This window comes from Rhizobium deserti (assembly GCF_004358025.1).
GTDB classification, from domain to species: domain Bacteria; phylum Pseudomonadota; class Alphaproteobacteria; order Rhizobiales; family Rhizobiaceae; genus Neorhizobium; species Neorhizobium deserti.
Map to the genome: position 1 here is coordinate 134359 of NZ_SMTL01000004.1, position 23717 is coordinate 158075.

Annotated in this window: 20 protein-coding genes, 1 tRNA gene and 2 riboswitches; of the genes, 11 read left to right on the forward strand and 10 right to left on the reverse strand. The window is 59.3% G+C overall.

Annotation, left to right across the window (positions count from 1 at the left end):
• Window positions 1–66 precede the first annotated feature (66 nt).
• Entirely contained in the window at window positions 67–1248 is a 1182-nt protein-coding gene (locus E2F50_RS16295) for an acetyl-CoA C-acetyltransferase (RefSeq protein WP_133317239.1), read from the forward strand.
• Between the two features lie 100 nt (window positions 1249–1348).
• Window positions 1349–2077, forward strand: a complete 729-nt coding sequence (gene phbB, locus E2F50_RS16300; protein WP_133317240.1) for an acetoacetyl-CoA reductase — start codon at window positions 1349–1351, stop codon at window positions 2075–2077.
• A 138-nt stretch (window positions 2078–2215) separates the two neighbouring features.
• On the opposite strand, the gene E2F50_RS16305 is transcribed toward phbB, so the two are convergent.
• On the reverse strand, window positions 2216–2470 hold the full coding sequence (locus tag E2F50_RS16305; RefSeq protein WP_133317241.1) for a YMGG-like glycine zipper-containing protein: 255 nt from the start codon (window positions 2468–2470) through the stop codon (window positions 2216–2218).
• Between the two features lie 40 nt (window positions 2471–2510).
• A complete protein-coding gene (locus E2F50_RS16310) occupies window positions 2511–2666 on the reverse strand; it encodes a DUF3309 family protein (protein WP_133317242.1) in 156 nt (51 codons plus the stop codon).
• A 613-nt stretch (window positions 2667–3279) separates the two neighbouring features.
• Here E2F50_RS16310 and E2F50_RS16315 point away from each other — a divergent pair.
• The 5 genes from E2F50_RS16315 to E2F50_RS16335 all read left to right on the forward strand — a co-directional run bounded on the left by E2F50_RS16315 (window position 3280) and on the right by E2F50_RS16335 (window position 9543).
• Complete coding sequence (locus E2F50_RS16315) at window positions 3280–6489, forward strand: DEAD/DEAH box helicase (RefSeq protein ID WP_133317243.1); 3210 nt, start codon at window positions 3280–3282, stop codon at window positions 6487–6489.
• A gap of 4 nt (window positions 6490–6493) precedes the next feature.
• The gene (locus E2F50_RS16320; protein WP_133317244.1) at window positions 6494–6907 is read left to right on the forward strand and encodes an RNA-binding S4 domain-containing protein; all 414 of its coding nucleotides are present in this window, start codon (window positions 6494–6496) and stop codon (window positions 6905–6907) included.
• 179 nt (window positions 6908–7086) lie between these two features.
• Window positions 7087–7425 (forward strand): ferredoxin FdxA, encoded by a 339-nt coding sequence (fdxA, locus tag E2F50_RS16325; RefSeq protein WP_133317245.1) that lies wholly within the window; start codon window positions 7087–7089, stop codon window positions 7423–7425.
• 383 nt (window positions 7426–7808) lie between these two features.
• Window positions 7809–8381, forward strand: a complete 573-nt coding sequence (locus E2F50_RS16330; protein ID WP_133317246.1) for a CarD family transcriptional regulator — start codon at window positions 7809–7811, stop codon at window positions 8379–8381.
• A 298-nt stretch (window positions 8382–8679) separates the two neighbouring features.
• Window positions 8680–9543, forward strand: a complete 864-nt coding sequence (locus E2F50_RS16335) for an RNA polymerase factor sigma-32 (RefSeq protein WP_133317247.1) — start codon at window positions 8680–8682, stop codon at window positions 9541–9543.
• A 12-nt stretch (window positions 9544–9555) separates the two neighbouring features.
• Here E2F50_RS16335 and E2F50_RS16340 read toward each other — a convergent pair whose 3' ends face one another.
• From E2F50_RS16340 to E2F50_RS16370, 7 genes are all read right to left on the reverse strand, one after another.
• Window positions 9556–11070 (reverse strand): M48 family metalloprotease, encoded by a 1515-nt coding sequence (locus E2F50_RS16340; protein ID WP_161974183.1) that lies wholly within the window; start codon window positions 11068–11070, stop codon window positions 9556–9558.
• Window positions 11071–11349: 279 nt separating this feature from the next.
• Window positions 11350–12057, reverse strand: coding sequence for a thiamine ABC transporter ATP-binding protein (locus E2F50_RS16345; RefSeq protein ID WP_133317249.1), 708 nt, complete (start codon window positions 12055–12057; stop codon window positions 11350–11352).
• Window positions 12050–13669, reverse strand: coding sequence for a thiamine/thiamine pyrophosphate ABC transporter permease ThiP (locus E2F50_RS16350; protein ID WP_133317250.1), 1620 nt, complete (start codon window positions 13667–13669; stop codon window positions 12050–12052). Before E2F50_RS16350 ends, E2F50_RS16345 begins: the two co-directional genes overlap by 8 nt.
• Window positions 13670–13673: 4 nt before the next feature.
• Window positions 13674–14684, reverse strand: coding sequence for a thiamine ABC transporter substrate binding subunit (gene thiB, locus E2F50_RS16355; RefSeq protein ID WP_133317251.1), 1011 nt, complete (start codon window positions 14682–14684; stop codon window positions 13674–13676).
• 39 nt (window positions 14685–14723) lie between these two features.
• A riboswitch (TPP riboswitch) is annotated at window positions 14724–14828 on the reverse strand.
• A 138-nt stretch (window positions 14829–14966) separates the two neighbouring features.
• Window positions 14967–15416, reverse strand: a complete 450-nt coding sequence (locus tag E2F50_RS16360; protein ID WP_133317252.1) for a response regulator — start codon at window positions 15414–15416, stop codon at window positions 14967–14969.
• 158 nt (window positions 15417–15574) lie between these two features.
• On the reverse strand, window positions 15575–17398 hold the full coding sequence (locus tag E2F50_RS16365) for an ABC-F family ATP-binding cassette domain-containing protein (protein WP_133317253.1): 1824 nt from the start codon (window positions 17396–17398) through the stop codon (window positions 15575–15577).
• Between the two features lie 2 nt (window positions 17399–17400).
• Window positions 17401–18057 (reverse strand): thiamine diphosphokinase, encoded by a 657-nt coding sequence (locus tag E2F50_RS16370; protein WP_202615469.1) that lies wholly within the window; start codon window positions 18055–18057, stop codon window positions 17401–17403.
• Window positions 18058–18170: 113 nt separating this feature from the next.
• A riboswitch (SAM riboswitch) is annotated at window positions 18171–18248 on the forward strand.
• Between the two features lie 59 nt (window positions 18249–18307).
• On the opposite strand from E2F50_RS16370, the gene metA reads away from it, so the two are divergent.
• The 3 genes from metA (at window position 18308) to E2F50_RS16385 (ending at window position 22699) form a co-directional block, all read left to right on the forward strand.
• Window positions 18308–19228: a homoserine O-acetyltransferase MetA gene (gene metA / locus E2F50_RS16375; RefSeq protein WP_133317255.1), complete on the forward strand. Its 921-nt coding sequence runs from the start codon at window positions 18308–18310 to the stop codon at window positions 19226–19228.
• 83 nt (window positions 19229–19311) lie between these two features.
• The gene (locus E2F50_RS16380; RefSeq protein ID WP_133317256.1) at window positions 19312–20331 is read left to right on the forward strand and encodes an aldose epimerase family protein; all 1020 of its coding nucleotides are present in this window, start codon (window positions 19312–19314) and stop codon (window positions 20329–20331) included.
• A 241-nt stretch (window positions 20332–20572) separates the two neighbouring features.
• Window positions 20573–22699 carry a methyl-accepting chemotaxis protein gene (locus tag E2F50_RS16385; protein ID WP_133317257.1) on the forward strand — a complete coding sequence of 709 codons (2127 nt, stop codon included), beginning with the start codon at window positions 20573–20575 and terminating at the stop codon, window positions 22697–22699.
• Window positions 22700–22843: 144 nt separating this feature from the next.
• On the opposite strand, the gene E2F50_RS16390 is transcribed toward E2F50_RS16385, so the two are convergent.
• Window positions 22844–22918, reverse strand: a tRNA-Gly gene (locus tag E2F50_RS16390).
• 267 nt (window positions 22919–23185) lie between these two features.
• Between E2F50_RS16390 and E2F50_RS16395 the strand changes: the two genes are divergently transcribed.
• Window positions 23186–23695: a prolyl-tRNA synthetase associated domain-containing protein gene (locus E2F50_RS16395; RefSeq protein ID WP_133317258.1), complete on the forward strand. Its 510-nt coding sequence runs from the start codon at window positions 23186–23188 to the stop codon at window positions 23693–23695.
• Window positions 23696–23717: the final 22 nt, after the last annotated feature.

The following is a 23717-nucleotide window of genomic DNA, read 5'->3' on the forward strand; positions in this document are numbered from 1 at the left end:
TGGTTTGACTCTCCGCCGAAGCTTTGTCAGTCTCGCGCCAAGAGGAAACATCAAGAGGAGACGTCCGTGAGCAATCCATCGATCGTCATCGCGGCTGCCGGCCGTACCGCCGTCGGGTCATTCAATGGCGCTTTCGCTACGGTGCCGGCGCATGAACTGGGGGCGTCGGCGATCAAGGCTGCGCTGTCGCGAGCCGGTGTGGATGCGGCGGAAGTGGATGAAGTCATTCTCGGCCAGGTGCTGCCGGCGGGCGAGGGACAGAATCCGGCCCGCCAGGCTGCGATGAAGGCCGGCATTCCGCAGGAGGCGACGGCATGGGGGGTCAACCAGCTGTGCGGCTCAGGCTTGCGGGCCGTTGCTCTGGGCATGCAGCAGATTGCACTTGGCGATGCTCGCATCATTGTCGCAGGCGGGCAGGAATCCATGTCCATGGCTCCTCACTGCGCCCATCTGAGAGGCGGCGTGAAGATGGGTGATTTCAAGATGGTGGACACGATGATCAAGGATGGTCTCACGGACGCCTTCTACGGCTATCACATGGGCATCACGGCGGAAAACATCGCACGCCAATGGCAGCTTTCGCGGGAAGACCAGGACCGGTTCGCCGTCGCCTCGCAAAACAAGGCGGAGGCGGCCCAAGCTGCCGGCCGCTTCAAGGACGAGATCGTGCCATTCGTCCTGCAGACCAGGAAGGGCGAGGTGACGATCGACAAGGACGAGTATATCCGCCCTGGTGCCACGCTGGAATCCATGGCTAAGCTTCGTCCCGCCTTCGACAAGGACGGCACGGTGACGGCCGCGAATGCCTCCGGCATCAATGACGGTGCTGCCGCTGCCGTTCTGATGAGCGAAGAGGAAGCTGTCCGCCGCGGCATCACGCCCATGGCGCGCATCGTTTCCTGGGCGACAGCTGGCGTCGATCCTCAGCTCATGGGCACTGGTCCCATTCCCGCTTCTCGCCGGGCGCTTGAAAAGGCCGGTTGGCGGATCGAAGATCTCGATCTTGTGGAAGCCAATGAGGCGTTCGCGGCTCAATCCTGCGCCGTCCTCAAGGATCTTGGTCTGGACCCTTCTATCGTCAACGTCAACGGCGGCGCAATTGCCATCGGCCACCCGATCGGCGCTTCCGGCGGGCGGATCCTCAATACGCTGCTTTTCGAGATGAAACGGCGAGGCGCGAAAAAAGGCTTGGCTACCCTGTGCATCGGTGGAGGCATGGGTGTCGCTATGTGCCTGGAGGCGATGTAGCGTCTCCTTCAAAGCAAGGGCGGAACAAGATCAAATCGGCTTGCTGCCACGAACTGGGCAACAAGCCGATGTTGACAAGCGCAACAGGGGAAGCAGCTGTATGGCTCGGGTGGCACTGGTATCAGGCGGGACACGTGGAATAGGCGCTGCCATCTCTGCCGCGCTTAAGGCTGCCGGTTATCGAGTGGCTGCAAATTACGCCGGCAATGACGAGAAAGCCGCGGCATTCCATGCGGACACAGGAATCCCGGTTTTCCGGTGGGACGTCTCGAACTACGAAGCCTGCCTCAAAGGGATAGCTGAGGTTGAAGCCGAGCTCGGGCCGATCGACATCCTGGTCAACAATGCAGGGATTACCCGCGACGGCATGTTTCACAAGACAACGCCGCAACAATGGAATGAAGTGATTGGGACCAATCTCTCCGGTCTTTTCAACATGACCCATCCGATCTGGAATGGAATGCGTGAGCGGGGCTTCGGCCGGATCGTCAACATATCCTCCATCAACGGCCAGAAAGGCCAGATGGGGCAAGTCAACTATTCGGCGGCCAAAGCGGGGGATCTGGGATTCACCAAAGCCCTGGCGCTCGAGGGGGCGGCCAGGAATATTACCGTCAACGCCATCTGCCCAGGCTATATCGCGACTGAAATGGTGAGGGCCATTCCGGAAAAGATCCTGAGCGAGAAAGTGCTCCCGCAGATACCGGTCGGCCGGCTTGGGGAGCCTGAAGAAATTGCCCGATGCGTTGTCTTTCTGGTGTCCGACGAAGCCGGCTTCATCACCGGTTCGACCTTGACGGCCAATGGCGGGCAGTTCCTGGCGGGCTGAGAGAGACGCCGCTCGTCTTCTCAGGCTGCACTTGCGGCGATGGATTCCACTTTCTCAGCCACAGATCACGATGCACTTAAAACAGCAAAAACCGGCGCTGATTGCTCAGGCGCCGGTCCGATAAGCTTGCGAGCGTGATTAGCGGCAACGTGCTTCGTAGGTGCGGCCGTAACGGTCACGATAAACGCAGTAGCCGCGACGTTCTTGCGACTGGCCAATAGCTGCGCCGACAAGGCCGCCACCGACTGCGCCGATCGCAGCGCCGCCCCAGCTATTGGTGACTGCTCCGCCGATAACGGCACCGGTGCCAGCGCCGATTGCAGTACCCTTTTCCGTCTGGGTACATGATGCGAGCGAGCCCATGAGAGCGCCTACAAGCAGGATCTTTTTCATTTCGGTTTCCCTTCCCTTTGGTTGCTGCGGCACCGCCGCCTTAGATCCTGCCCATCAGCAGGAGAATGATGATGATCAGCACAACAAGGCCGAGGCCGCCAGACGGACCATAACCCCAACCGCGGCTGTACCCCCAGTTTGGCAAGGCGCCAACCAGAAGAAGAATAAGAATGATGAGCAGGATGGTACCGAGCATGCTGTATACTCCACATTGAAGCCGGTGCTTTTGTGGCGAGGAAACGTGGCGTCCTGCAATTTGTTCCAGAAGATCAGGAAGAGGTTGTCACGTGTGGTTAACGGATGTTACAGCCGGGTAGCGGCGGCACCTTGAGCCCACTTCTCGCCGCAGCCGAAGATCACTATATTTAGTAGTCTCATCGCCTGCCTTTTGGGCTGAAAGCAAAACCGTCGCGCCGATATCTGCATTACAAAATGCTGCAGTCCGCGAGCCGCCTAGAACCAAGAAATGAATCTTGTTCAAGAGGTTGACTCAGTGTCGGCCTTGTGGATCGTCGCGTATATGCTTGTCCTGAAGTCTTTCCATGGAACATTCAGCATCTGGCGGACTTTTCCTCCGCGCCTACAACATCTGGTGGGAACGAAACCGGAATCCTGCAGAGTCAGCGATTCGTCGTCGATTCGTTCACATCCGTTCCAGTCGCAGCGATTCCGCCGCAAGACGCGGAGCGATTATGGAAGTGTGGTAGTTTTCCTTCTCCCGGCTTGTCTTTGCCGCAAAGCATGGCCATGTGTGAGAAGCGCGGCGTTGTAGACGAGTGTCGAGCTGCAGGCGCATCTAGACGCGGAATTTGGCTTTGAATTTCCAGCCCATGATTGTGAGTGGACGCGGCGTTACCGCGGTGCTCGGCCCTACCAATACCGGCAAGACCCATTACGCCATAGAGCGCATGGTGGCGCATGGCTCCGGCGTGATCGGTTTGCCGCTGCGTCTCCTCGCCCGCGAGGTTTATGCGCGGGTCGTCGAAAAGGTGGGTGTTTCGCAGGTTGCGCTGGTGACCGGCGAGGAAAAGATCACGCCGCCTCAGGCGCGCTTTTCGGTCTGCACCGTTGAAGCCATGCCACGCGAAACGCGCGCCTCCTTCGTTGCGATCGACGAAGTGCAGCTGGCCGGCGATCTCGAACGCGGCCATATCTTCACCGACCGGGTTCTGCATCTTCGCGGGCGCGATGAGACGTTGCTTTTGGGCGCGGCGACGATGCGTCCGATCCTGGAAAGGCTTCTACCGGGTATAACCATTGTTGAGCGGCCACGTCTTTCGCAGCTCTTCTATGCGGGGCAGAAGAAGATCACCCGGCTGCCGCAGCGGTCCGCGATCGTCGCATTTTCCGCCGACGAGGTTTATGCCATTGCCGAACTGATCCGCCGGCAGCGCGGCGGTGCTGCGGTCGTGCTGGGTGCCTTGAGCCCGCGGACCCGCAATTCCCAGGTCGAACTCTACCAGAATGGCGATGTGGAATATCTGGTTGCGACCGATGCGATCGGCATGGGCCTCAATCTCGATGTCGATCATGTCGCCTTCGCACAGGACAGAAAATTCGACGGCTACCAGTTTCGCAATCTCAACCCAGGCGAGCTCGGGCAGATCGCCGGCCGTGCAGGACGGCATGTCCGTGACGGGACCTTCGGCGTCACCGGCCAGGTTGCCCCTTTCGACGATGAGTTGGTGGAGCGCATCGAAAGCCACCAGTTCGATCAGGTCAAGGTGCTTCAATGGCGCTCGAAGAACCTGGATTTTTCGTCTCTTCCGGCGCTTCGCAAAAGCCTCGATGCGCCGCCGACCGTCGCAGGCCTCACACGGGCCCTGCCAGCGACGGATATGCAGGCGCTGGATTACCTGTCGCGTTATCCGGAAATACGGGATGCCGCCAACACGCCGGAGCGGGTGGAAAAGCTGTGGGAAGCCTGTGCCCTGCCGGATTACCGGCGGATTGCGCCGGCCCAGCATGCGGACCTTATTTCGACTCTTTTCTCCGATTTGGTGCGCTTCGGTACGGTGAACGAACAGTTTATGGCTGAGCAGGTTCGCCGTGCCGACCGGACGGACGGGGAAATCGATACCTTATCTGCCCGGATCGCGCAGATCCGAACTTGGACCTATGTCTCCAACCGCCCCGGCTGGCTTGCTGATCCGACACACTGGCAAGAAAAGACGCGGGAAATAGAGGATAGGTTATCGGACGCGTTACATGAAAGGTTGACGAAACGCTTTGTTGATCGCAGGACATCTGTGCTCATGAGGCGCCTTAGAGAGAATGCGATGCTGGAAGCTGAAATCAGTGTAAATGGCGATGTCTTTGTAGAAGGGCATCACGTCGGGCAGTTGGCCGGTTTCCGGTTCACGCCCGTTGCCGGGACGGAAGGGCCCGATGCCAAGGCTGTGCAGACTGCTGCGCAAAAGGCGCTGGCATTGGAGTTCGAAGCTCGTGCCGCACGGCTTTATGCTTCTGGCAACAGCGATCTCGCCGTTGGTTCTGATGGCTTCGTGCGCTGGGTAGGAGAGCCTGTTGGGCGTCTCGCCGCAAGCGACCATATCATGCGTCCCCGCGTGATCCTCCTGGCCGATGAGCAGTTGACGGGCAATGCACGCGACCATGTCGTCGCTCGTATCGAGCGTTTCGTGAATCACCACATCGCCACCGTGCTGAAGCCGCTCGACGATCTATCGCGGGCGGAAGATCTGCAGGGCCTTGCCAAGGGCTTGGCATTCCAGCTCGTTGAAAATCTCGGCGTCTTGTTTCGGCGCGACGTGGCGGACGACGTCAAGTCGCTTGATCAGGATGCGCGCGCCTCTATGCGGCGCTATGGTATTCGCTTTGGTGCCTATCACGTTTTCATGCCCGCGCTTCTCAAGCCGGCTCCGGCCGAGTTGATCACTCTGCTCTGGGCCCTGAAGAATGACGGTCTCGAAAAGCCTGGTTACGGCGATTTGATCCCGGCGCTGGCGGCCGGCCGCACTTCGGTTGTGGCCGATCCGAACTTCGAGCGGATGTTCTATAAGCTGGCCGGCTTCCGCTTCCTCGGCAAGCGTGCGGTTCGCATCGATATTCTCGAACGTCTGGCGGACCTCATTCGTCCGCTGCTGCAATGGAAGCCCGGTTCGGCCAATCGCCCCGAGGGTGCTTACGATGGTCGCCGTTTCACCACCACGACGGCCATGCTTTCCATTCTTGGCGCCACGCCGGACGACATGGAGGAAATTCTCAAGGGCCTCGGCTATCGGGCAGACTCGGTGAAGGCCGAGGAAGCGCAGGCTTTTCTTGCCAGCCAAGATCATAACGGAGCAGGCGCCGCTGCTGCGGCCTCGTCGACGACGCCTCCCGAGGCGTCCGAAGGCGATGATGCCGATGCGAGCGATGCCGCTGAGGTTCCAGCCGATGCCGCGCTAGCTGAAGCGAATTCCGCTGAGCCTGTCGCCGTGGATGCTGCAGCCGCCGAGACGGTCGCTGCCGACGAAGCGCCCGCTGCAGAAGCTGCGCCAGCTGCAGAAGCTGCCGTCGATGCGGAATCTTTGCCAGCTGCAGAATCGAGCGAGAACGAGGAATCATCGCCTGCTGCGGAAGCAGGCGATGCCACGAAGCCCGCCGAACCAGAGGAGCCGAAGCCGGTTCTTCTATGGCGTCCCGGTGGCGGCCGCGACAACAACCAGCGCAGCGGACGCCCACAGCAGAATGGGGATCGCCGCAATCAAACGGCCGGCCAGCGGAATGCAGGCAATGAAGCTCCACAGGTCCGCCGGGAAGGCGAGCGGCGTGACAACCGCCCCAACGGCGAGCGGGATCGCCGCGATGGGGGACGGCCCAACCGGGAGAACAACCGTCGTCCGGAAGGCAATCGGTCGGAGCGGCCGGAACGAGGCGAGCGTCACGATCGGCCCGAACGTGGCATAGCGCCGCAGCCTGCGCGCTTTGAGGCCAAGCCGCCGCGCAAGGAAAAGCCGATCGATCCGGATTCACCCTTCGCAAAATTGGCTGCTCTCAAGGAGCAGATGAAGAAGTAACGTCATGACGGAGAAGCAGCCACAGCCCGGTACGCGCCAGCGCATCGACAAGTGGCTGTTCTTCGCCCGCATGGCAAAATCGCGGTCCATCGCGCAGGCGCTTATCAACTCCAACAACGTCCGCGTAAATGGCGATTTGGTTTCCCAGGCGAGCTTCCAAGTTAAGCCCGGCGACCAGATCAATCTGAAGCTTGAGCGCCGCGATCTCGTTCTTGTGGTCAGAACCGGGGGCGAGAGGCGAGGGCCGTTCGAAGAGGCGCGCCTGCTTTATGACGACCTGACGCCGCCGCGCAAAGAGGTCGAGAAGTTGACTCTGTTCGAGCAAGCTCAACGCCTCAGGGGCAGCGGGCGTCCGACAAAGAAGCAACGCCGCGAAACAGATCGGCTGTATCCGGATCTGGAGACGGACGCTGATTAGAAAAAACCACTTCTGCAGCGGTGGTTTTAAGCAGGCTGATCCTTGCTAAGCAGCCTTAAAGGCTTTACCTCACTGTCCAAAAGCCGGACCTTGCCGTTGCAACATGGACCCGCCGCCGGCTTACCGTCAGCCGGCTCTCAATGGGCGGCTCGCCGGGATCGCAATATCTGGAGTGCCGCATGACATATGTCGTGACAGACAATTGTATCCGCTGCAAATATACCGACTGTGTCGAAGTATGCCCCGTCGACTGTTTCTACGAGGGTGAGAACTTCCTTGCCATTCATCCTGACGAGTGCATCGACTGTGGCGTATGCGAGCCGGAATGTCCTGCGGAAGCCATTAAGCCGGACACCGAGCCGGGTCTTGATAAATGGCTGAAGGTGAATGCGGAATACGCGCAGATCTGGCCGAATATCACCGTCAAGCGCGATCCGCTGCCGGAGGCAAAAGAAATGGACGGCGTCGACGGAAAGTTTGAAAAGTACTTTTCGGCAGAGCCTGGTTCCGGAGACTAAGGTCTACATTCTGGCATGGTGGATACACAGATTGAGGTGCTGCCTTTTCGATGGGCAGTCGCCGATTGTGGCAAACTGTGCACATGCAAAAGCAAATTATTGATTTCCGCACTTTTTTGTGGTAGACAACAAGAACTGTTCCACAAGGCGGCACTTGCTTGCCCAAAAAACATCACGAAAGCAACAGATCATCCATAACGCGCGTCCCGTGACATTCAACGTTACCAGGTTGTCGGTCGCCGCTCCGCGATGGGAGAAGTTTTTCGCTTGCGTTGTTGGGATCAGTATGGAGTGAACCGACGGTTTCCCCCGTCTCATCCGGGCCTGACAGACCCGGCTTTCCCGACCCGAAACGGGTGCGTTAAAGGGAGTTTGTGAAACGTATGACTACCCAACTGAAAAAGAATTCTCCCGCACGCCAAGGCTTTAAGACTGGCGAATCTATTGTGTATCCAGCTCACGGCGTAGGTACTATTACCGCGATCGAAGAGCAAGAAGTTGCGGGCATGAAGCTTGAGCTTTTCGTGATCGATTTCGAAAAGGACAAGATGCGTTTGAAGGTGCCGGTTGCCAAGGCAGTCAGCATTGGAATGCGCAAGCTTTCCGAAACCGATTTCGTCGAGCGCGCGCTGAAGGTAGTTCAAGGCAAGGCCCGTGTGAAGCGCACCATGTGGTCGCGCCGCGCCCAGGAATACGATGCCAAGATCAATTCCGGCGATCTGATTTCCATCGCGGAAGTCGTACGCGATCTTTACCGCGCCGAAAACCAGCCGGAGCAGTCTTATTCCGAGCGTCAGCTTTACGAAGCTGCACTGGATCGCATGGCGCGCGAAATCGCAGCCGTGAACAAGATGTCGGAAACGGAAGCCGTTCGCGTCGTCGAAGCCAACCTGGCCAAGGGTCCCAAGCGCGGCAAGGCTGTTGAAGAGGATGAAGCTCAGGAAGAAGCGGCCTGATCTTTCTCTCTATCATAGTGAAAAAGCCCGGCCTTCGAGCCGGGTTTTTTATTGGAACTTTTTTTTCCGTAGCGCGTTAATCCGCCGGAACGGCGACTGATGCTGCGTGATGCTGCTCTCAGTTCTGTTCGATAACCAGGGGGGACAGATTCCGGAAGTCGGGGCCTGAACTCTGCATCACATGATGAGGGGAACGTCAGCAGCATCAGGAACAATCAGACACGTGGGCAACCTTGACCGAGGCCCTTCGGCTTGTTTCGCTGCTGATCTGCCGTCCCCGCCGCTCACGGAGAAGACGATGACAGCCATGTCCGCAGACCGCAACATGATCAAGATAGCGATGTCAGCTCCGTATCTCGCGCGCGAGGAAGAGCGGGATCTAGCGGTCCGCTGGAAGGACGGGCGTGATCAGGATGCACGCAACCAGATCGCCCTTGCCCATATGCGTCTGGTTATTGCCATGGCATCTAAGTTCCGTGGCTTCGGCCTGCCCATGAGCGATCTCGTTCAAGAAGGCTATGTAGGGTTGCTGGAGGCCGCGGCAAGGTTTGAGCCGGCTCGCGACGTACGTTTTTCCACCTATGCCAGCTGGTGGATCCGCGCTTCCATGCAGGACTACATCCTGCGCAACTGGTCGATCGTGCGTGGTGGCACCAGTTCTGCGCAGAAGGCGCTTTTCTTCAACCTGCGCCGGCTGCGTGCCAAGCTCGCCCGCGGCGATTCCAGCCTGACCGCCCGCGCTATCCACGAGGAGATCGCTGTTGCCCTCGGCGTCAGTGTTTCCGATGTTCAGACCATGGATGCACGTTTGTCCGGCAATGACGCATCTCTTCAGGCTCCGTCCATTGCCGGCGATGCGGACAGCGGTGAGCGTCTCGACATGCTGGCCAGCGGTGAGCCGCTGCCAGATGAGCAAGTTTCAGGCATGATCGACGGCGAACGCCGGCTGAAGTGGCTGCAAGGTGCCCTTACCAAGCTGAACGACCGTGAGAAGAAGATCATCCGAGCCCGTCGGCTGACAGACGACGGTGCCACATTGGAGGCTCTTGGTGCGGAACTCGGAATTTCCAAGGAGCGTGTTCGCCAAATTGAAAGCCGCGCCATCGAGAAGCTGAAGTCCGCTCTCGTTACAGCCAATCCACAAATGGCGGCCGTCTGCTGAGACGTCCCATCCTCACTCGGAAATAAGCTTCACCCTGTCGCCGACCGATACCGTCGCGCCGGCAGGCATGGCGTTGATGAGCTTGAACAGATCGAGCTTGCGATCCGTGCCCATCATGCGGTTGGACAGCGAAGCCAGGGTGTCTCCGGCTCCAACCGTGACGACCCGCACCCGCAGCGGCTTCAGGGCCGTGATCTCCTCCGGCGTCATGCGTCGGAAACTGTCCCGCAGGGTCTGGGCGGTCGGATCAAGCGAGGCACTTCCCTTCGGAACGGCGGTCAGAAACCGGAAGATCTGGTTATTGACGCGGATGACGGTCACGTCGAAATCCCACCTTTCTGCGGAAGCCCGCGCCGTTGCGGCGGGAAGCCCGTTGATCGTAGTCTCGCGGACCGTTTCTGGCTGCAGGCCGGCAACCCAGCCGCTGGTCAGATAATTCGCAAGGCTGCTGGTATCGCCGGCGGCAACGCCGTCGAAGCGTACCGCGGTTTCGCCCGGTCCCGTGGCAAGCACAGCCTCGACCTTGTTGTCGATGCGGAAATCGGCCGGCACGTCGAACCGAATGCCGAGCCCTCCATGCAGGAAAGTCTGCCCGCGGACATAGCCCTCCTGCGGGCTGTCGCCGTAAAGCAAGCCGTCTATCCCGGCGAGGTAATAGTCGCGGCCGCGATCGCCGACCGTTCCTTCCTGGCCAAAATTGCGCGCATGGCGCCGGGCCAAGTCCACGCGTTGCGCCGAGTTAGGATGGCTCGAAAGGAAGTCGAGGCTCTGGTCGTTGTCCGGATCGACGGCCGAATAGCGCGCATAGGCGGCCATGGAGTCCAGGAAGCGGGATGCCGCATAAGGATCGTATCCCGCTTCGCCGAGCATGCGGACACCAATCACGTCGGCTTGCAGTTCCTGCTGGCGCGAAAAAGCAGCCAGCCTCAGCTTGCCGCGCGCCAAAGCCTGTTTGCCGGCTAGGTCGCTGGACAGGACTTCCGCCACGACGCGGCTGGCGATCACTTCCGCTTCTTCGCGGCGCTGCCGCTCGATGCCGTGGTTGGCCGTGACATGGCCCATTTCATGCGACAGAACGGCCGCCACTTCTGAGGCGTCGTTGGCAAGCGCCAAAAGGCCGCGCGTTACGTAGAGATAGCCACCCGGCAAGGCAAAGGCATTGATTGCCGGCGAATTGAGAATGGTGATGCGGAAGGACTGGTTCGGATTTTCGGAGACCGCCGTCAGGGCCCCGGCGATGCGGGCCACCAGCCGCTCCGTCTTGGCGTCCTTGTATTCGCCGCCGTAACTCGCGACGATACGGGGATGCTCCCTTGCTCCCATCTGCGCGCGGGGATCATTCTTCTGCACCTCGTCGACGATTTGAGGCGAGTCGGATGGTGCTACATTGGGGGTATAGGCTTGGTCGAAAACGGATTGACAGCCGGCAAGCAGGGTTCCGGTGAGGAGCAGGATGGCAGCAAACCGAAGGCCGCGCGCAGGCAGACGGACTGTTGTCCGTTTCATGCCGCCTTCGACCATCTTCATTTCCTGCCTCATTATCTCCTGGCCTGTCATCCGGTGCTGCGAGCATGATACTCGATGCCGGTTCCTGCTTCCCGTCGGCTTAGCGATTTTTGCGTCGCATGCACAGATAGTCTTACCGAAATATGTATTCCCGCGCTGTTTGCCAAAGGAAGGAGCAACGAAATTCGCGATGCCAGTTCCGGGCGTCCAAATTATGGCGCCAGAGACGTCCGGAAACTCGGCGAGCCGGCAAAGCTCCCCCTGTCGCGAGCGGCTACTGCCGCAAGAACACGGTTGCCCCTAGCCAGACAGGAATGCGGTAAGAGCAGGCAGGTCCTGGCGTGCCAGGAATTCCGCTGCCGGTGCCTGGAGTGTGATTGCGCCGCTTTCGACGAATACCGCATAATCTGCAAGACGGGCCACTTCCTGCGGGTCATGCGTAACGATTATCACCGTATTGGCGGTTTCACGGTGAAGTTCGAGCAACAGCTTTGCCATCGAGATCCCAAGTCCCGGATCGAGTGCCGCGAAAGGTTCGTCCAGCAGCAGCACCGGCTTCTGCCGCACCAGCGCCCGCGCGAATGCCGCCCTTTGCTTCTCGCCGCCCGATAGCGTTCCGGGCATGCGCTTGGCAAAACCGTCAAGTCCGACGCGCTGCAGAGCCTGCAGAACGACCTGCCGATCCGCTTCCCTCAGCTTTAGAGAGGGATGAATGCCCAACGCGACGTTGGTGAATACATCCAAATGGGCAAAAAGGTTGTTGTCCTGGAAGACGAGGGAGACGGGACGCTGCGAAGGGTGGGCGCCCGATACATCGGTGCCGCCCATCAGCACGCGCCCCTGATCAGGAATTTCGAATCCGGCCAGAAGGTTGAGCAAGGTCGACTTGCCGGCGCCGGAGGGCCCGGTAATTGCCGTAATCGCTCCTCCTGGCAAGCTGCCGTCAAAACGGAAATGCTGGCCCCCCAGCCTCAACCCAACCTTGTCGAGCAAGATATTATCAGCCATGTCTCTGCCTTCTCTGGCCCGCCGTGCCGAGCATGGTTAGGACCAGGCAGATGATGCCGAGAAGGAGAGCCAGGCCGTCGGCGTCATTGTTGCGATAGCTGGCCAGCCGGCTGTAAACCAGCCAAGGCAGGGTAGTGAGGTCGCTCGACCCGAAGAGGGCTACTGCACCCAAATCGCCGAGCGACAGCACCATGGCAAAGGACATGGCGGTGAGGATGGGTCTCGCCAGCACCGGCAGGTCGATCCGCCACAGGCGTCGCTTACCCGACAGTCCCAAGCTTGTTGCCAGACGTGCCGTTTGTCGACGATGGCTTTCCACCGCCGGCGCCAGGACGCGCATCACGAAGGGCAGAGCCATCAGCATGTTGATGAGGCCGACGAGAATGGCAGCGAAAGAAGCGACATTGCCAAATGTCCGCAGGATCAGGAACCAGCCGGTGCCAAGTACGACAGGCGGCACCAGCAGGACGAGAAAGGATGTGGCACCGAGCACGGCGGAAAGCCATGTCATTATCCGGCCTGGGCGTCTCATGTCGGCAATGGCTTGCCGCGCTCCAATGATGGCAAGCGATACCAGTATGGTCAAAACGGCAGCGGGAAAGGCAATGGCAAAACTGGTCCAGGCGGCACGCAAAAAGGCCGCGCTGGTGACGAGCGCCCAGAGATCCGCCTTGAGGCCGGCCACAAAGATGGAGGCCAGCGGCATGGCGAGAAACAGGGTGGAAGTGATGATCATCAAGCCGTCCCAGGCGCGCGCGGGTGAGCTTACACCGTCCAGGCGGCGCATGGCCCGCCCCGCGGTCACACCACCATCGCCAGGACCGGGAGCAAGCATCATTGCACCCAAAATCAACGCAGTGGTGCCGATCTGCAAAGAGGCGAGCGCGATGGCGCGGGGTGGATCGAAATCAAAGCGCAGCGCCTGATAGATCGCGACCTCGAGCGTGGTGGCGGCAGGACCGCCTCCGAGCACCAGGACCAGCGTAAAGCTGGTGACGCAGAGCATGAAGATCAGGCCCGCCACGCCGGGCAGGACGCGGCGGATTGCCGGCCATTCGATCAGCCGAAACACCGAGAAAGGTCGCATGCCGAGGCTGGAGGACAGCAACCAGTATTCCGGCGAAAGCCGTTCCAGTGCAGCCAGCAGAAGACGGGCGGCGAGCGGCAGGTTGAAGAAGACGTGTGCAAGGAGGATGCCGGAAAGACCGTAGATGCTGACCGGTTGCTCCATCCCAAGCTTTACGAGCGCGGAGTTGACCATGCCTTGCCGCCCCCAGATGCCGATCAGCCCCAAGGCGCCGATCAGCACGGGTAGTCCCATCGGCACGGCCATCAGACGGATGATCCATATGCGTCCGGGAAAAGCAGGACGTCGCGCAAGCGCCATGGCCACGGGCGCCGCCAGCACGACGGACAGGAACGTCGACAGGAGCGCCTGCAAGAGCGTGAACTGGAGGATCCGCCAGGTATAAGCCGTAAAAAACCGGCTCGGCAGGGCGCCGGTATCCCAGGATAACAGCGCGGCCACGGCTGCTCCTACGAAAAGGAAAATGCCTGTCAGGACCGCTATCCCCCAGGCAAATCTCCATCTCTGTTCGCTGCCGGTCAGCATCAGGTCAGTTGATGCTCATTGCCGTCAGCCATTCATCGATCCAGGCCTGGCGGTTCTTGGCCACCTCGTCCGAGCCCATCAGCAGCGTCTTTTGAGGCTGCACCAATGTATTGAAGGCTTCGGGCAGCGGAGCGGACGTTTTTGTTGCAGGCATCATCCAGTTTGTGGTCGGGATGACATCCTGGAAGGCTGGCGAAACCATGAACTTCAGGAACTGCCTGGCGAGATCTTTGTCGCTTGCGGTCTTCAAGAGCCCAGCCACTTCGATCTGGATATAATGGCCTTCCGAAAAGGATGCCGCCCTATAGCGATCGGTCTTTTCTTCCACCAGATGATAGGCCGGCGAGGTCGTGTAGGAGAAGACCATCGGCACTTCGCCCTTGGTGAAGAGCCCATAGGCCTCGGACCAGCCGGGCGTCACGGTCAGCACGCGGCCCTTGAGCTTGCTCCAGGCTTCCGGTGCTTTATCGCCATAGATCGACTTGACCCAAAGCAGCAGGCCGAGACCCGGCGTCGAGGTTCGCGGATCCTCAATGACGATTTTCTGCGACGGATCGCCCTCTACCAGGTCCTTCAGGCTCTTCGGCGGGTTCTTGATGCTCTGCGTATCGTAGACCACGGCGAAATGGCTATAGTCATAGGGGATAAATGTATTGTCGCTGTAATTACCGGGAACCTTGACTGCAGTCGTATCGAGCCCGTGCGCTTCAAAGAGATTGGTGGCCTTGGCTTCGGAGATCAGGTTGGTGTCCAGCCCGAGCGCCACATCGGCATCCGTTTTGTCGCCTTCGAGCTTCAAGCGCGTCAACAGAGCCACGCCGTCGGCCACGCTGACAAAGTTCAGCGTGCAGGCGCAGGCCTTTTCGAACGCTTCCTTCACCTTCGGCCCCGGACCCCATTCGGAGGTGAAGCTCTCGTAGGTATAGACGGTCAAGGTCTTTTGCTGAGCGTCGGCTGAAGTGGAAAAAGACAATGCGGCTGCGGCCGCCCATAAAGCTAAAATGGTGTTGCGCATCCGCGCCTCCTCTGGTTGTCACAAGGGGAATAGGCGCTGATGAAAGAGCCGTCTAATCCCTCCGCCGGTTTTAACCGGATCAGGTTCCGCGGGTTGGCCAAGGCCTCTCAGCTGAGCTTTCGCAAAGCACCCCGTTAGAGCGGAATGAGATTTAACTGCACTGACGTCTGCTGGCAAGATGGTGAAATCGGCCTGCATGCAGCAGAGCTGTCGGCCGCCATTGTCTGGCAGGCAAGGGCGATCAGGTTCCAGACTTCTGCGTTTAAAATGGCGCGTGGCGCCTCAGTGCCTCTGCTGAAAAACCTTCAGCTCACGAGGGACGATCGCCATGCCGCCCAGCCGATTGGCGATGGCATAGTCGATGGTCTTTTCCACCACCTCCGGCATGACGGGTTTCGTCAATACACCGAGCGAGCCTTTTCCGCCATTGTCGATGTCTTCGGGATTGGCGGTCATGAAGATGACCGTAATGCCATAGTCTTCGGCCAGTTTCCGTCCGAGTTCAGGTCCGGTGCGTCCGTCGGAAAGGTTGACGTCAACCAGCGCAATGTCTGTACAGGCGGCAAGCGCGAGCGCATGTTTGCAGGCGCTGGCAAAACCGGACACTTTCAGGCCCATGCCTTCAACAGTTTCGGCGACATCGAGAGCGATCAGAAATTCGTCCTCGACAATCATGACCCTCTGATTCATCGCTTCACTGGCCAGCCGACGACGCGTAACATTTGTCAGCATTGGACGTCCCCACATGGTTGCTCGGCTCTTGATCGGCCGATGATGACGACGCATCTCGACCGTTATTTTTCCACCGAACGCCGCGTCAGACAGAATTGTTCCGGTCCGCAACAAATAAATACTAAGCTAACTTCTTGTTAAGCATAATAAAAATTAAATTATCCCTCCAGCTCCTCTCGCAGCATTTCCAGCTCTAGCCATTCTTCTTCCATCTTCACCAGGCTTTGCCGCAGTTTGTCCATTTCTGCAGCGAGCCTGTTAAACGTGGCCGGATCCTTAGTGAAGAGAGCGGGGTCGGCCATCTTCTTCTCCCGCAGCGCGATTTCCGCTTCGGCCTTGGCCATTTCCTTGGGCAGGTTTTCAAGGGCGAACTTCTGCTTGTAGGAGAGCTTGCCTCTTGCCTTCACGGTTTCACCGGCAGGAGCGCCGGTCTCGGTTCGCGCCTTTTCGGCTTTCTCGGCCTTGCGCCGTTCCTCAAGGGCACCCTTGCGCTGCACCAGCATATCGGTGTAGCCGCCGGCATATTCGATCCAGCGCCCGTCCGGTGCGTCGGGATTGGCCGGTGCTATGGTGGAGGTGACGGTGCGATCGAGGAAGTCGCGATCGTGGCTGACAAGAATGACAGTGCCGTTATAGCCCGCAACAATCTCCTGCAGGAGATCGAGTGTCTCGATGTCGAGATCGTTGGTCGGTTCGTCGAGGATCAGCAGGTTTGACGGCTTCGCCATCATGCGGGCGAGCATCAGCCGGGCGCGCTCTCCGCCGGACAGGTTCCTGATCGGCGTCCTGATCTGCTCCGGCTGGAACAGGAAATCCTTCATATAGCCGGCGACATGGCGTTGCTCGCCGTTCACCAGCAGGGTCTCGCCACGTCCATCCGTCAGATAATGGGACAGGGTATCTTCGGGGTCCAGGTCTTCGCGCTTCTGGTCGAGCGTGGCGATTTCAAGATTGGTGCCCAGCTTCACCACGCCGGCATCCGGCGCAAGCTGGCCCGTCAGCATCTTCAGGAGCGTCGTTTTGCCTGCGCCATTGGGACCCACCAGACCGATGCGGTCGCCTCGATGCACCCGGATGGAGAAAGGCGCGACGATGGTCCGCTCCTCGTAGCCCTTGGTGATGTCTTCGGCTTCGATCACAAGCTTGCCGGATTCGCGCCCCTCGGTAATCTGGGCCTGGACCGTGCCCTGCGGTCCCTTATGGCCGCGGTAGCTGGAGCGCATCGTCTGCAATTCGCTGAGCCGGCGCATATTGCGCTTTCGCCGCGCCGTGACGCCGTAGCGCAGCCAGTGCTCTTCGCGCTCGATGGCTTTGCCCAGCTTGTGCTGTTCCAGCTCTTCCGCTTCCAGCACTTCGTCGCGCCAGACCTCGAAATGCGAGAAGCCGCGGTCGAGCCGGCGTGACGTGCCGCGATCCAGCCAGACAGTGGCAGTCGAGACCCGCTCAAGGAAACGTCTGTCATGCGAGATGACCACGAGGGCGCTTTTGGTTTTGCGCAATTCCTCTTCCAGCCATTCGATGGTCGGCAGGTCGAGATGGTTGGTCGGCTCGTCGAGCATGAGGATGTCGGGTTCGGGCGCCATGACGCGGGCAAGTGCGGCGCGACGTGATTCTCCACCCGACAGGGTGTTGGGATCTTCCTCGCCACTCAAGCCTAGATGCTCGAGCAGATAAGTAACGCGATAGGGGTCGTCATTCGGCCCAAGGCCGGATTCCGCATAGGCCTGAACGGTAGCGTAGTGGGCAAAATCGGGTGCCTGTTCCAGATAGCGGATGGTGGCATTCGGATGCCGGAAAACTTCTCCCGACTGGGGCTCCACCATACCCGCGGCAATTTTCATCAGCGTCGATTTGCCAGAACCGTTGCGACCGACGAGGCAGATGCGGTCGCCCGGTCCTACCTGCAGGCCGGCGCCCGCGAGGAGCGGGGCTCCGCCGAAGCTCAGGAAGATGTCGTCGAGTTTCAGGATTGGGGGCACCAAGGTCAAGCTCCGGAAAAGTCGTAGGGACGTGCAAGGATCATCGCCTTGCCTTCCCTCAAATGAAATTCTACAGGCCCTTCCGCAACATTGGAGACCGTGCGGGAAGAACCGTATGGCAAGGAAAAGCCAGCGAGCGGGTAGCGCGCCCCGGTGATATCAAGACCATCCAGAGCGGAGAAACCAATCACCGAAAACAAGGATCCCTTCGGCAGGTCGATCGTCCTGCTGCCAGGAAGCAAGGGTGTTGCCTCCTCCTCTCCGGAGGTCAGCAGGATGTCAAACCCGTGTTCGGCCAGGCTCATGGCGTGGAAGAGGTGCTGCAGGGCATGGTCGCTTCTCTCTCCGCCGAGCGCCCCGACAAAGATCAGTCGGCTGGCGCCTTGCTCGATGGCTTCGGCCGTGGCGATCTCGCCGTCGGTCTCATTCTTGGCAGGAGGATAGGTCCGTTGCTCGACATTCGGCCAGCGGCTTGCAAGCGCTGCATCCGTCGAGTCGAAATCGCCCACCCACAGCTCCGGCTCGGCACCAAGAACTTCGGCGTGCCGCATGCCGCTATCGGCCGCGATGAAGCGGCTGCCTTGGAGTGCCTGCCTCAGGCGCTCGGTCGGCCGGACATCGCCCCCGAGCAGAATAGTGTAGGTGGAATGGATCATGCGCATTGCCCATAGCGCAAAGCAGGACAAAAGGGAAAGCCGTCACTTCCGCCCGGCATGCTGGCCCAAGATGATTTTGCTGCCATTGACGCCAGCGGGAGCAAGGCTTATTTGAATTCCCGTAAATCCGTGGTGATTTGGCCGGCCGGCTTGCAGCCACGTAAAAAAAGTCGCTAAAGGGCCGCGAGAAGATAGAGCTTCCCACGGGCCGGTTGCGATGTTTTGCCGCCGGCTTTTTACTTTGTTGGGTTAAGCCATGCCGATCAAGATTCCCGATACTCTGCCCGCCTTCACCACCCTGGTTCAGGAGGGTGTCCGGGTCATGACTGAGACTGCAGCCGTGCGGCAGGACATTCGTCCGCTGCAGATCGGACTGCTCAATCTGATGCCGAACAAGATCAAGACCGAGTTGCAGATGGCGCGCTTGGTTGGTGCTTCGCCGCTGCAGGTCGAACTGTCGCTGGTTCGCATCGGCGGCCACAAGGCGAAGAACACGTCCGAAGATCACCTCCTGTCCTTCTACCAGACATGGGAGGAGGTGAAGCACCGCAAGTTCGACGGTTTCATCATCACCGGTGCCCCTATCGAAACGCTGCCTTATGAAGAGGTCAGCTACTGGGGCGAAATGCAGCAGATCTTCGACTGGACAGCAACGAATGTCCATTCCACCATGAATGTCTGCTGGGGCGCCATGGCGGCGATCTATCACTTCCACAAGGTGCCGAAATACGAGCTGAAGGAAAAGGCCTTTGGTGTTTATCGTCACCGAAATCTCAGCCCGTCTTCCGTTTATCTCAACGGGTTCTCGGACGATTTTCAGGTGCCGGTGTCACGCTGGACGGAAGTGCGCCGGGAAGATGTGGAGAAGGTCTCGGATCTGGAAATCCTGATGGAGTCCGAGGAAATGGGGCTTTGCCTGGTGCAGGAGACGGCTGGACGGCGGCTCTACATGTTCAACCACGTCGAATATGATTCTACCTCGCTCGCCGACGAATATTTCCGCGATGTAGAGGCCGGCATCCCGATCAAGCTGCCGCACGATTATTTTCCGCACAATGACGATACGCTGACTCCGCTCAATCGCTGGCGCGGCCATGCTCACCTTCTGTTCGGAAACTGGATCAACGAGATCTACCAGACGACGCCTTACGATCTGGAAAAGATCGGTCGCCCATAGCAGGGATCGGAATTTCCTGCCGATGACGTTGCGGGCCGCAAACAAATCAAGCAGTTTGCGGCCTAGCATTTCGGGAGGACTTCATGACGGCTCACCAACACGAGATCTTCGGGACGACGGATAAGGGGGAGCCGGTTTATCGGGTGCGGATTGCCGGCGGCGGATTGACTGCCAACGTCATCACATGGGGCGCCGTGATCCAGGACCTTCGGCTTGAAGGGCACCAGCCGCCGCTCGTATTGGGTTTCGAGACCTTTGACCTTTATCCTCTTCATTCGCCCTATTTCGGCGCCACGCCGGGGCGATGTGCCAATCGTATCGGCGACGGCCGCTTTGCCATGGATGGCAAGCAGTATCAGCTTCAGCTGAATGAGAATGGCGTTACCCATCTGCATGGTGGCCTCGATGGCCTGGGGCGCAGCAACTGGTCGATCGTCGACCATGCGCCGGACAAGGTGGTGCTCCGTATCACCGATCCCGATTGTCGTGCCGGTTATCCGGGCAACTGCACCGTCACGGCAACATACCAGCTGAAGGAACACGGCGTGCTGTCCGTGATCTACGAGTCGTCCACGGACGCGCCGACGCTCGCCAATGTCTGCCAGCATTCCTATTTTAATCTCGACGGGCGCGAGGATGCGCTCAGTCACGACATCATGATAGCCGCAGACCATTTGGTTGCCGTCGATGACAGGCAGATCCCGACCGGAGAATTGATGGCGGTCGCAGATACGCCGTTCGACCTGCGCGACATGGGCCCGATGAAGCGGTTCAAAGGGCCGGAACAGGTCCTCTTCGACCATAACTACTGCTTGTCACAGCAAAGGGTTGAAAAGCGTTCAGTGGCGCTCGCACGAAGCCTTCATTCAGGCGTGAGCCTCGAAGTACGGACCACGGAGCCGGGCGTGCAATTCTATGCCGGTTTCAAGGTGGATGTTGCCGTGCCAGGTCTGGAAGGACGCCAATATGGACCGTTCGCGGGCTTCTGCCTGGAAACGCAGATATGGCCGGACGCCGTCAACCATCCCGGCTTCCCGGACGCGGTCCTGCGCCCCGGGCAGGTGCTGCGGCAGGAAACGGACTATGTCTTTTCCAAAAACTGATCGTCCCACTGCGCGCAAGAGCGCCGTCTCCAGCGAGGGCGCAGAACTTCTGCTTCCTGTATAGTATTCTGTAATTCCAGGTTGCGCTTCAGATTACCGTCTGCGCCAGGTAGTAACATCAAGCCGCAGGAAGAGCAGAGAGTGCATATTAGTTAAATAGCAACGTATTCCCGATAGTTTTTGTTTCGTATTTTCTTGCAGCTGCCGTGAGCTTTCAGCCGGCAGGAGTGTTGGGGGTAACATGCGAGACGTCACTATCCGAAAGCCGCTTTCCAGGCGGTTGACCATTATGGGCTTTGCTGCCGTTCTGTTTGCAGGAGGCGTGATTGGCGGGCTTGCCTGGGAGCGCCAGTCGGGAATGACGGAGCAGTCTTTCCAGACCGAACTCGATAGCGATCTCGCGGTTATTCAGGACGATATGGCAGCGCAGAAGCGCGCCGCATCGGCGCTCGCTTTAACCATTGCCTCGGAGCCGGAAGTCGCGCCTCTGCTTCTCGCAGGCGACCGTGCCGGCCTACTTGCTCGCTATTCTAACATGAAAGCCGTCAAGGAAACGAGCGGGCTCGAGATGATCACCTTCAGCAACGCCAATGCTGATGCGGTCGCTCGAGTGCATGATCCGGAAGTTTTCGGTGACAGCCTCAAGGCTCGCCGCAAAATGGTCAATTCTGCGCTGGCCGACGGCAAGCTTGTCGCCGGAGTTGAAACTGGACGCACCGCCGTCAGCCTCTTCGCCACAGCTCCGGTCATCAAGGACGGTAAAGTCGTCGGCGTCGCCGATATTGGCCTGAAACTGGTGGATTCTTACTTCTCGCGATTGAGCAAGGCAGTCAACGCTAATGTTGCGCTGTATAGCAAGGGTGCTGACAAGTTCGACAAGCAGGCTTCAACCTATTCCGGAGAACCTATTCTCAAACCTGACGAATTGGCACAAGCCTATGAAAAGGGCGCATTCCGGCGCTATGCGGACATCGACGGCAAGAATTATGCAGTCGAGGCCGTGCCGCTTCTTGATTTCTCCGGCTCCAAGGTCGGTGTCCTGGAAGTTGCCTCCGATATTACCCCCCTGGTAGCAGCGAGCCGGCTTGCACTCTGGATTACCGGTTCGGGAACCATTGTCGTATCTCTGCTGTCGCTGTTCGGCTTCCTCCTTTTTGCCCGCTCCCTCGGTGGCACTGTCCGCCGCCTTACCGATACGATGACAAAGCTTGCCGCCGGCGATCTGGGTGCCGAAGTCGCTGGTCAGGATCGTCAGGACGAACTCGGCGCCATGGCCCGCGCGGTGCAGGTCTTCAAGGAAGGTGCAGCTGAAAATGTCCGGCTCGAGCGTCAGACGGCCGAAGCCCGCGACGCACAGGAACGTCAACGCGATCGGCAGGCCTCCATCGACAATTCTAAGGCCGAAGATCTGCGTGCCTTCGTTCACGCCATCGAAGACGGTTTCAACCGGCTAGCGAGCGGAGATCTGACGGTACGGATGAACGGTGCGGTTTCCGCGGAATTCGAACCCATCCGTGCAAAGTTCAACAGCTCCGTCAACAACCTGGAAGAAGCGATCGGTTCCGTCGTCGGCGCCGTTGGCACGATCCGGGCGGGCCTGCAGGAGATTTCCATTGCGTCCAACGATCTGGCCAAGCGGACAGAGCAACAGGCTGCAAGCCTTGAAGAGACGGTTGCGGCGCTGGGACAGGTAACCTCGGCAGTCAATGAGAGTGCCAGCGGCGCGGGCCGGGCGCAGGGTGTTGCAGCCCTCGCTCAGGAAAAGGCCCAACGTGGCGGCGAGATCGTCGCTGATGCGGTTGCCGCCATGGCCGCCATCGAGACGTCGGCCGAGCAGATCAACCGCATTATCAGCGTCATCGACGACATCGCCTTCCAGACCAACCTGCTGGCGCTGAATGCGGGTGTGGAAGCCGCCCGCGCGGGAGAGGCCGGCCGCGGATTTGCCGTGGTCGCGCAGGAAGTCCGTGGCCTTGCTCAGCGCTCCGCAGATGCCGCAAAGGAAATCAAGACGCTGATTTCGACTTCGTCGGCGCAGGTGAAGCAGGGCGTCGATCTGGTAACTGCATCCGGACAGTCATTGGATGATATTGTCAGGGAAGTGGCGCAGATGAGCGCTTTCGTGAACACGATCACATCCAGCACCAATGAACAGGCGACCAGTCTGAGGGAAGTAGCAGCCTCGGCCGACCAGATGGACAAGGTCACCCAGCAGAATGCAGCCATGGTGGAACAGACCACCGCCGCTGCCCAGAGCCTGACGCAGGAGACCGACAACCTCGCCGACATGATGGCGCGGTTCCAGACAGCGTCCGCAACGTCCTCTCACGGTTATGCCGCTGGAGGCTATCGGTCGCGCGCCGCCTGATCCGGCACTCCGGGAATGCAAACAAGCCGTCGGCTCTGGCCGGCGGCTTTTCATGTCTGGCAGCGGCATCCGCAAAGCGTCAGCAATTGCCGATACGGCGATGCCTCTTCTTTCGAAACGTCTTTAACTTCATCCTGGAGAAACTGGAGCGGGCGAAGGGATTCGAACCCTCGACCCCAACCTTGGCAAGGTTGTGCTCTACCACTGAGCTACACCCGCTCATAATCCACCGGTCCGTGGTAGTAAGCTGAACCGTGGGCCGCGGCTCATTGCCGGCGACGGGCGCTATATGGCCCAGACTTTTCCCGAATGCAACAGGGAAATGACGAAGGGCATGAAGAAAATTTCGGACACCTTGTTCCTTCGGTCGCCCGGACAGCAACGCCACAAAGCGGCATCGGGGTTCACACCGTCCATCAGCGCCTTGGCCGTCGCCCAACTTCTGTTTATAGTCTTTGAGCCCACCAACCGAGCGTTTCCCAAAGAATGACCAGCACCGCACCCAAAACTGCCGAGGATCTTTTTCGCTTCCTCGACAGCCTCCATATCCGCCATGTCACGAAAAACCACGCTCCGGTCTTCACGGTTGCCGAATCCGAAGGCCTTCGCGACGAGATTCCCGGCGGCCATACGAAGAACCTTTTCGTCAAGGACAAGAAGGACCAGTTTTTCGTGCTCACGGTCGAGGAGCGTGCGACGGTTGATCTGAAAACCGTTCACAAGGTGATCGGCGCCTCGAGCCGGGTGTCGTTCGGCAATCCAGAGAAGATGATGGAATATCTGGGCGTCGTGCCGGGTTCAGTCACCGTCTTCGGCGCGTTGAACGATATCGACGGCAGGGTCACCTTCGTTCTGGATGAAGACCTGATGAAGCATGAAATCATCAACGGCCACCCGCTCTCGAACGACGCTACCACATCGATCGGTCGTGACGACCTTGTCCGCTTTCTCGAAGCAACCGGTCACAGAGCGCTTGTCTTGAAAGTGACGGACTGACATACGATCTTTGAGGCTTGAA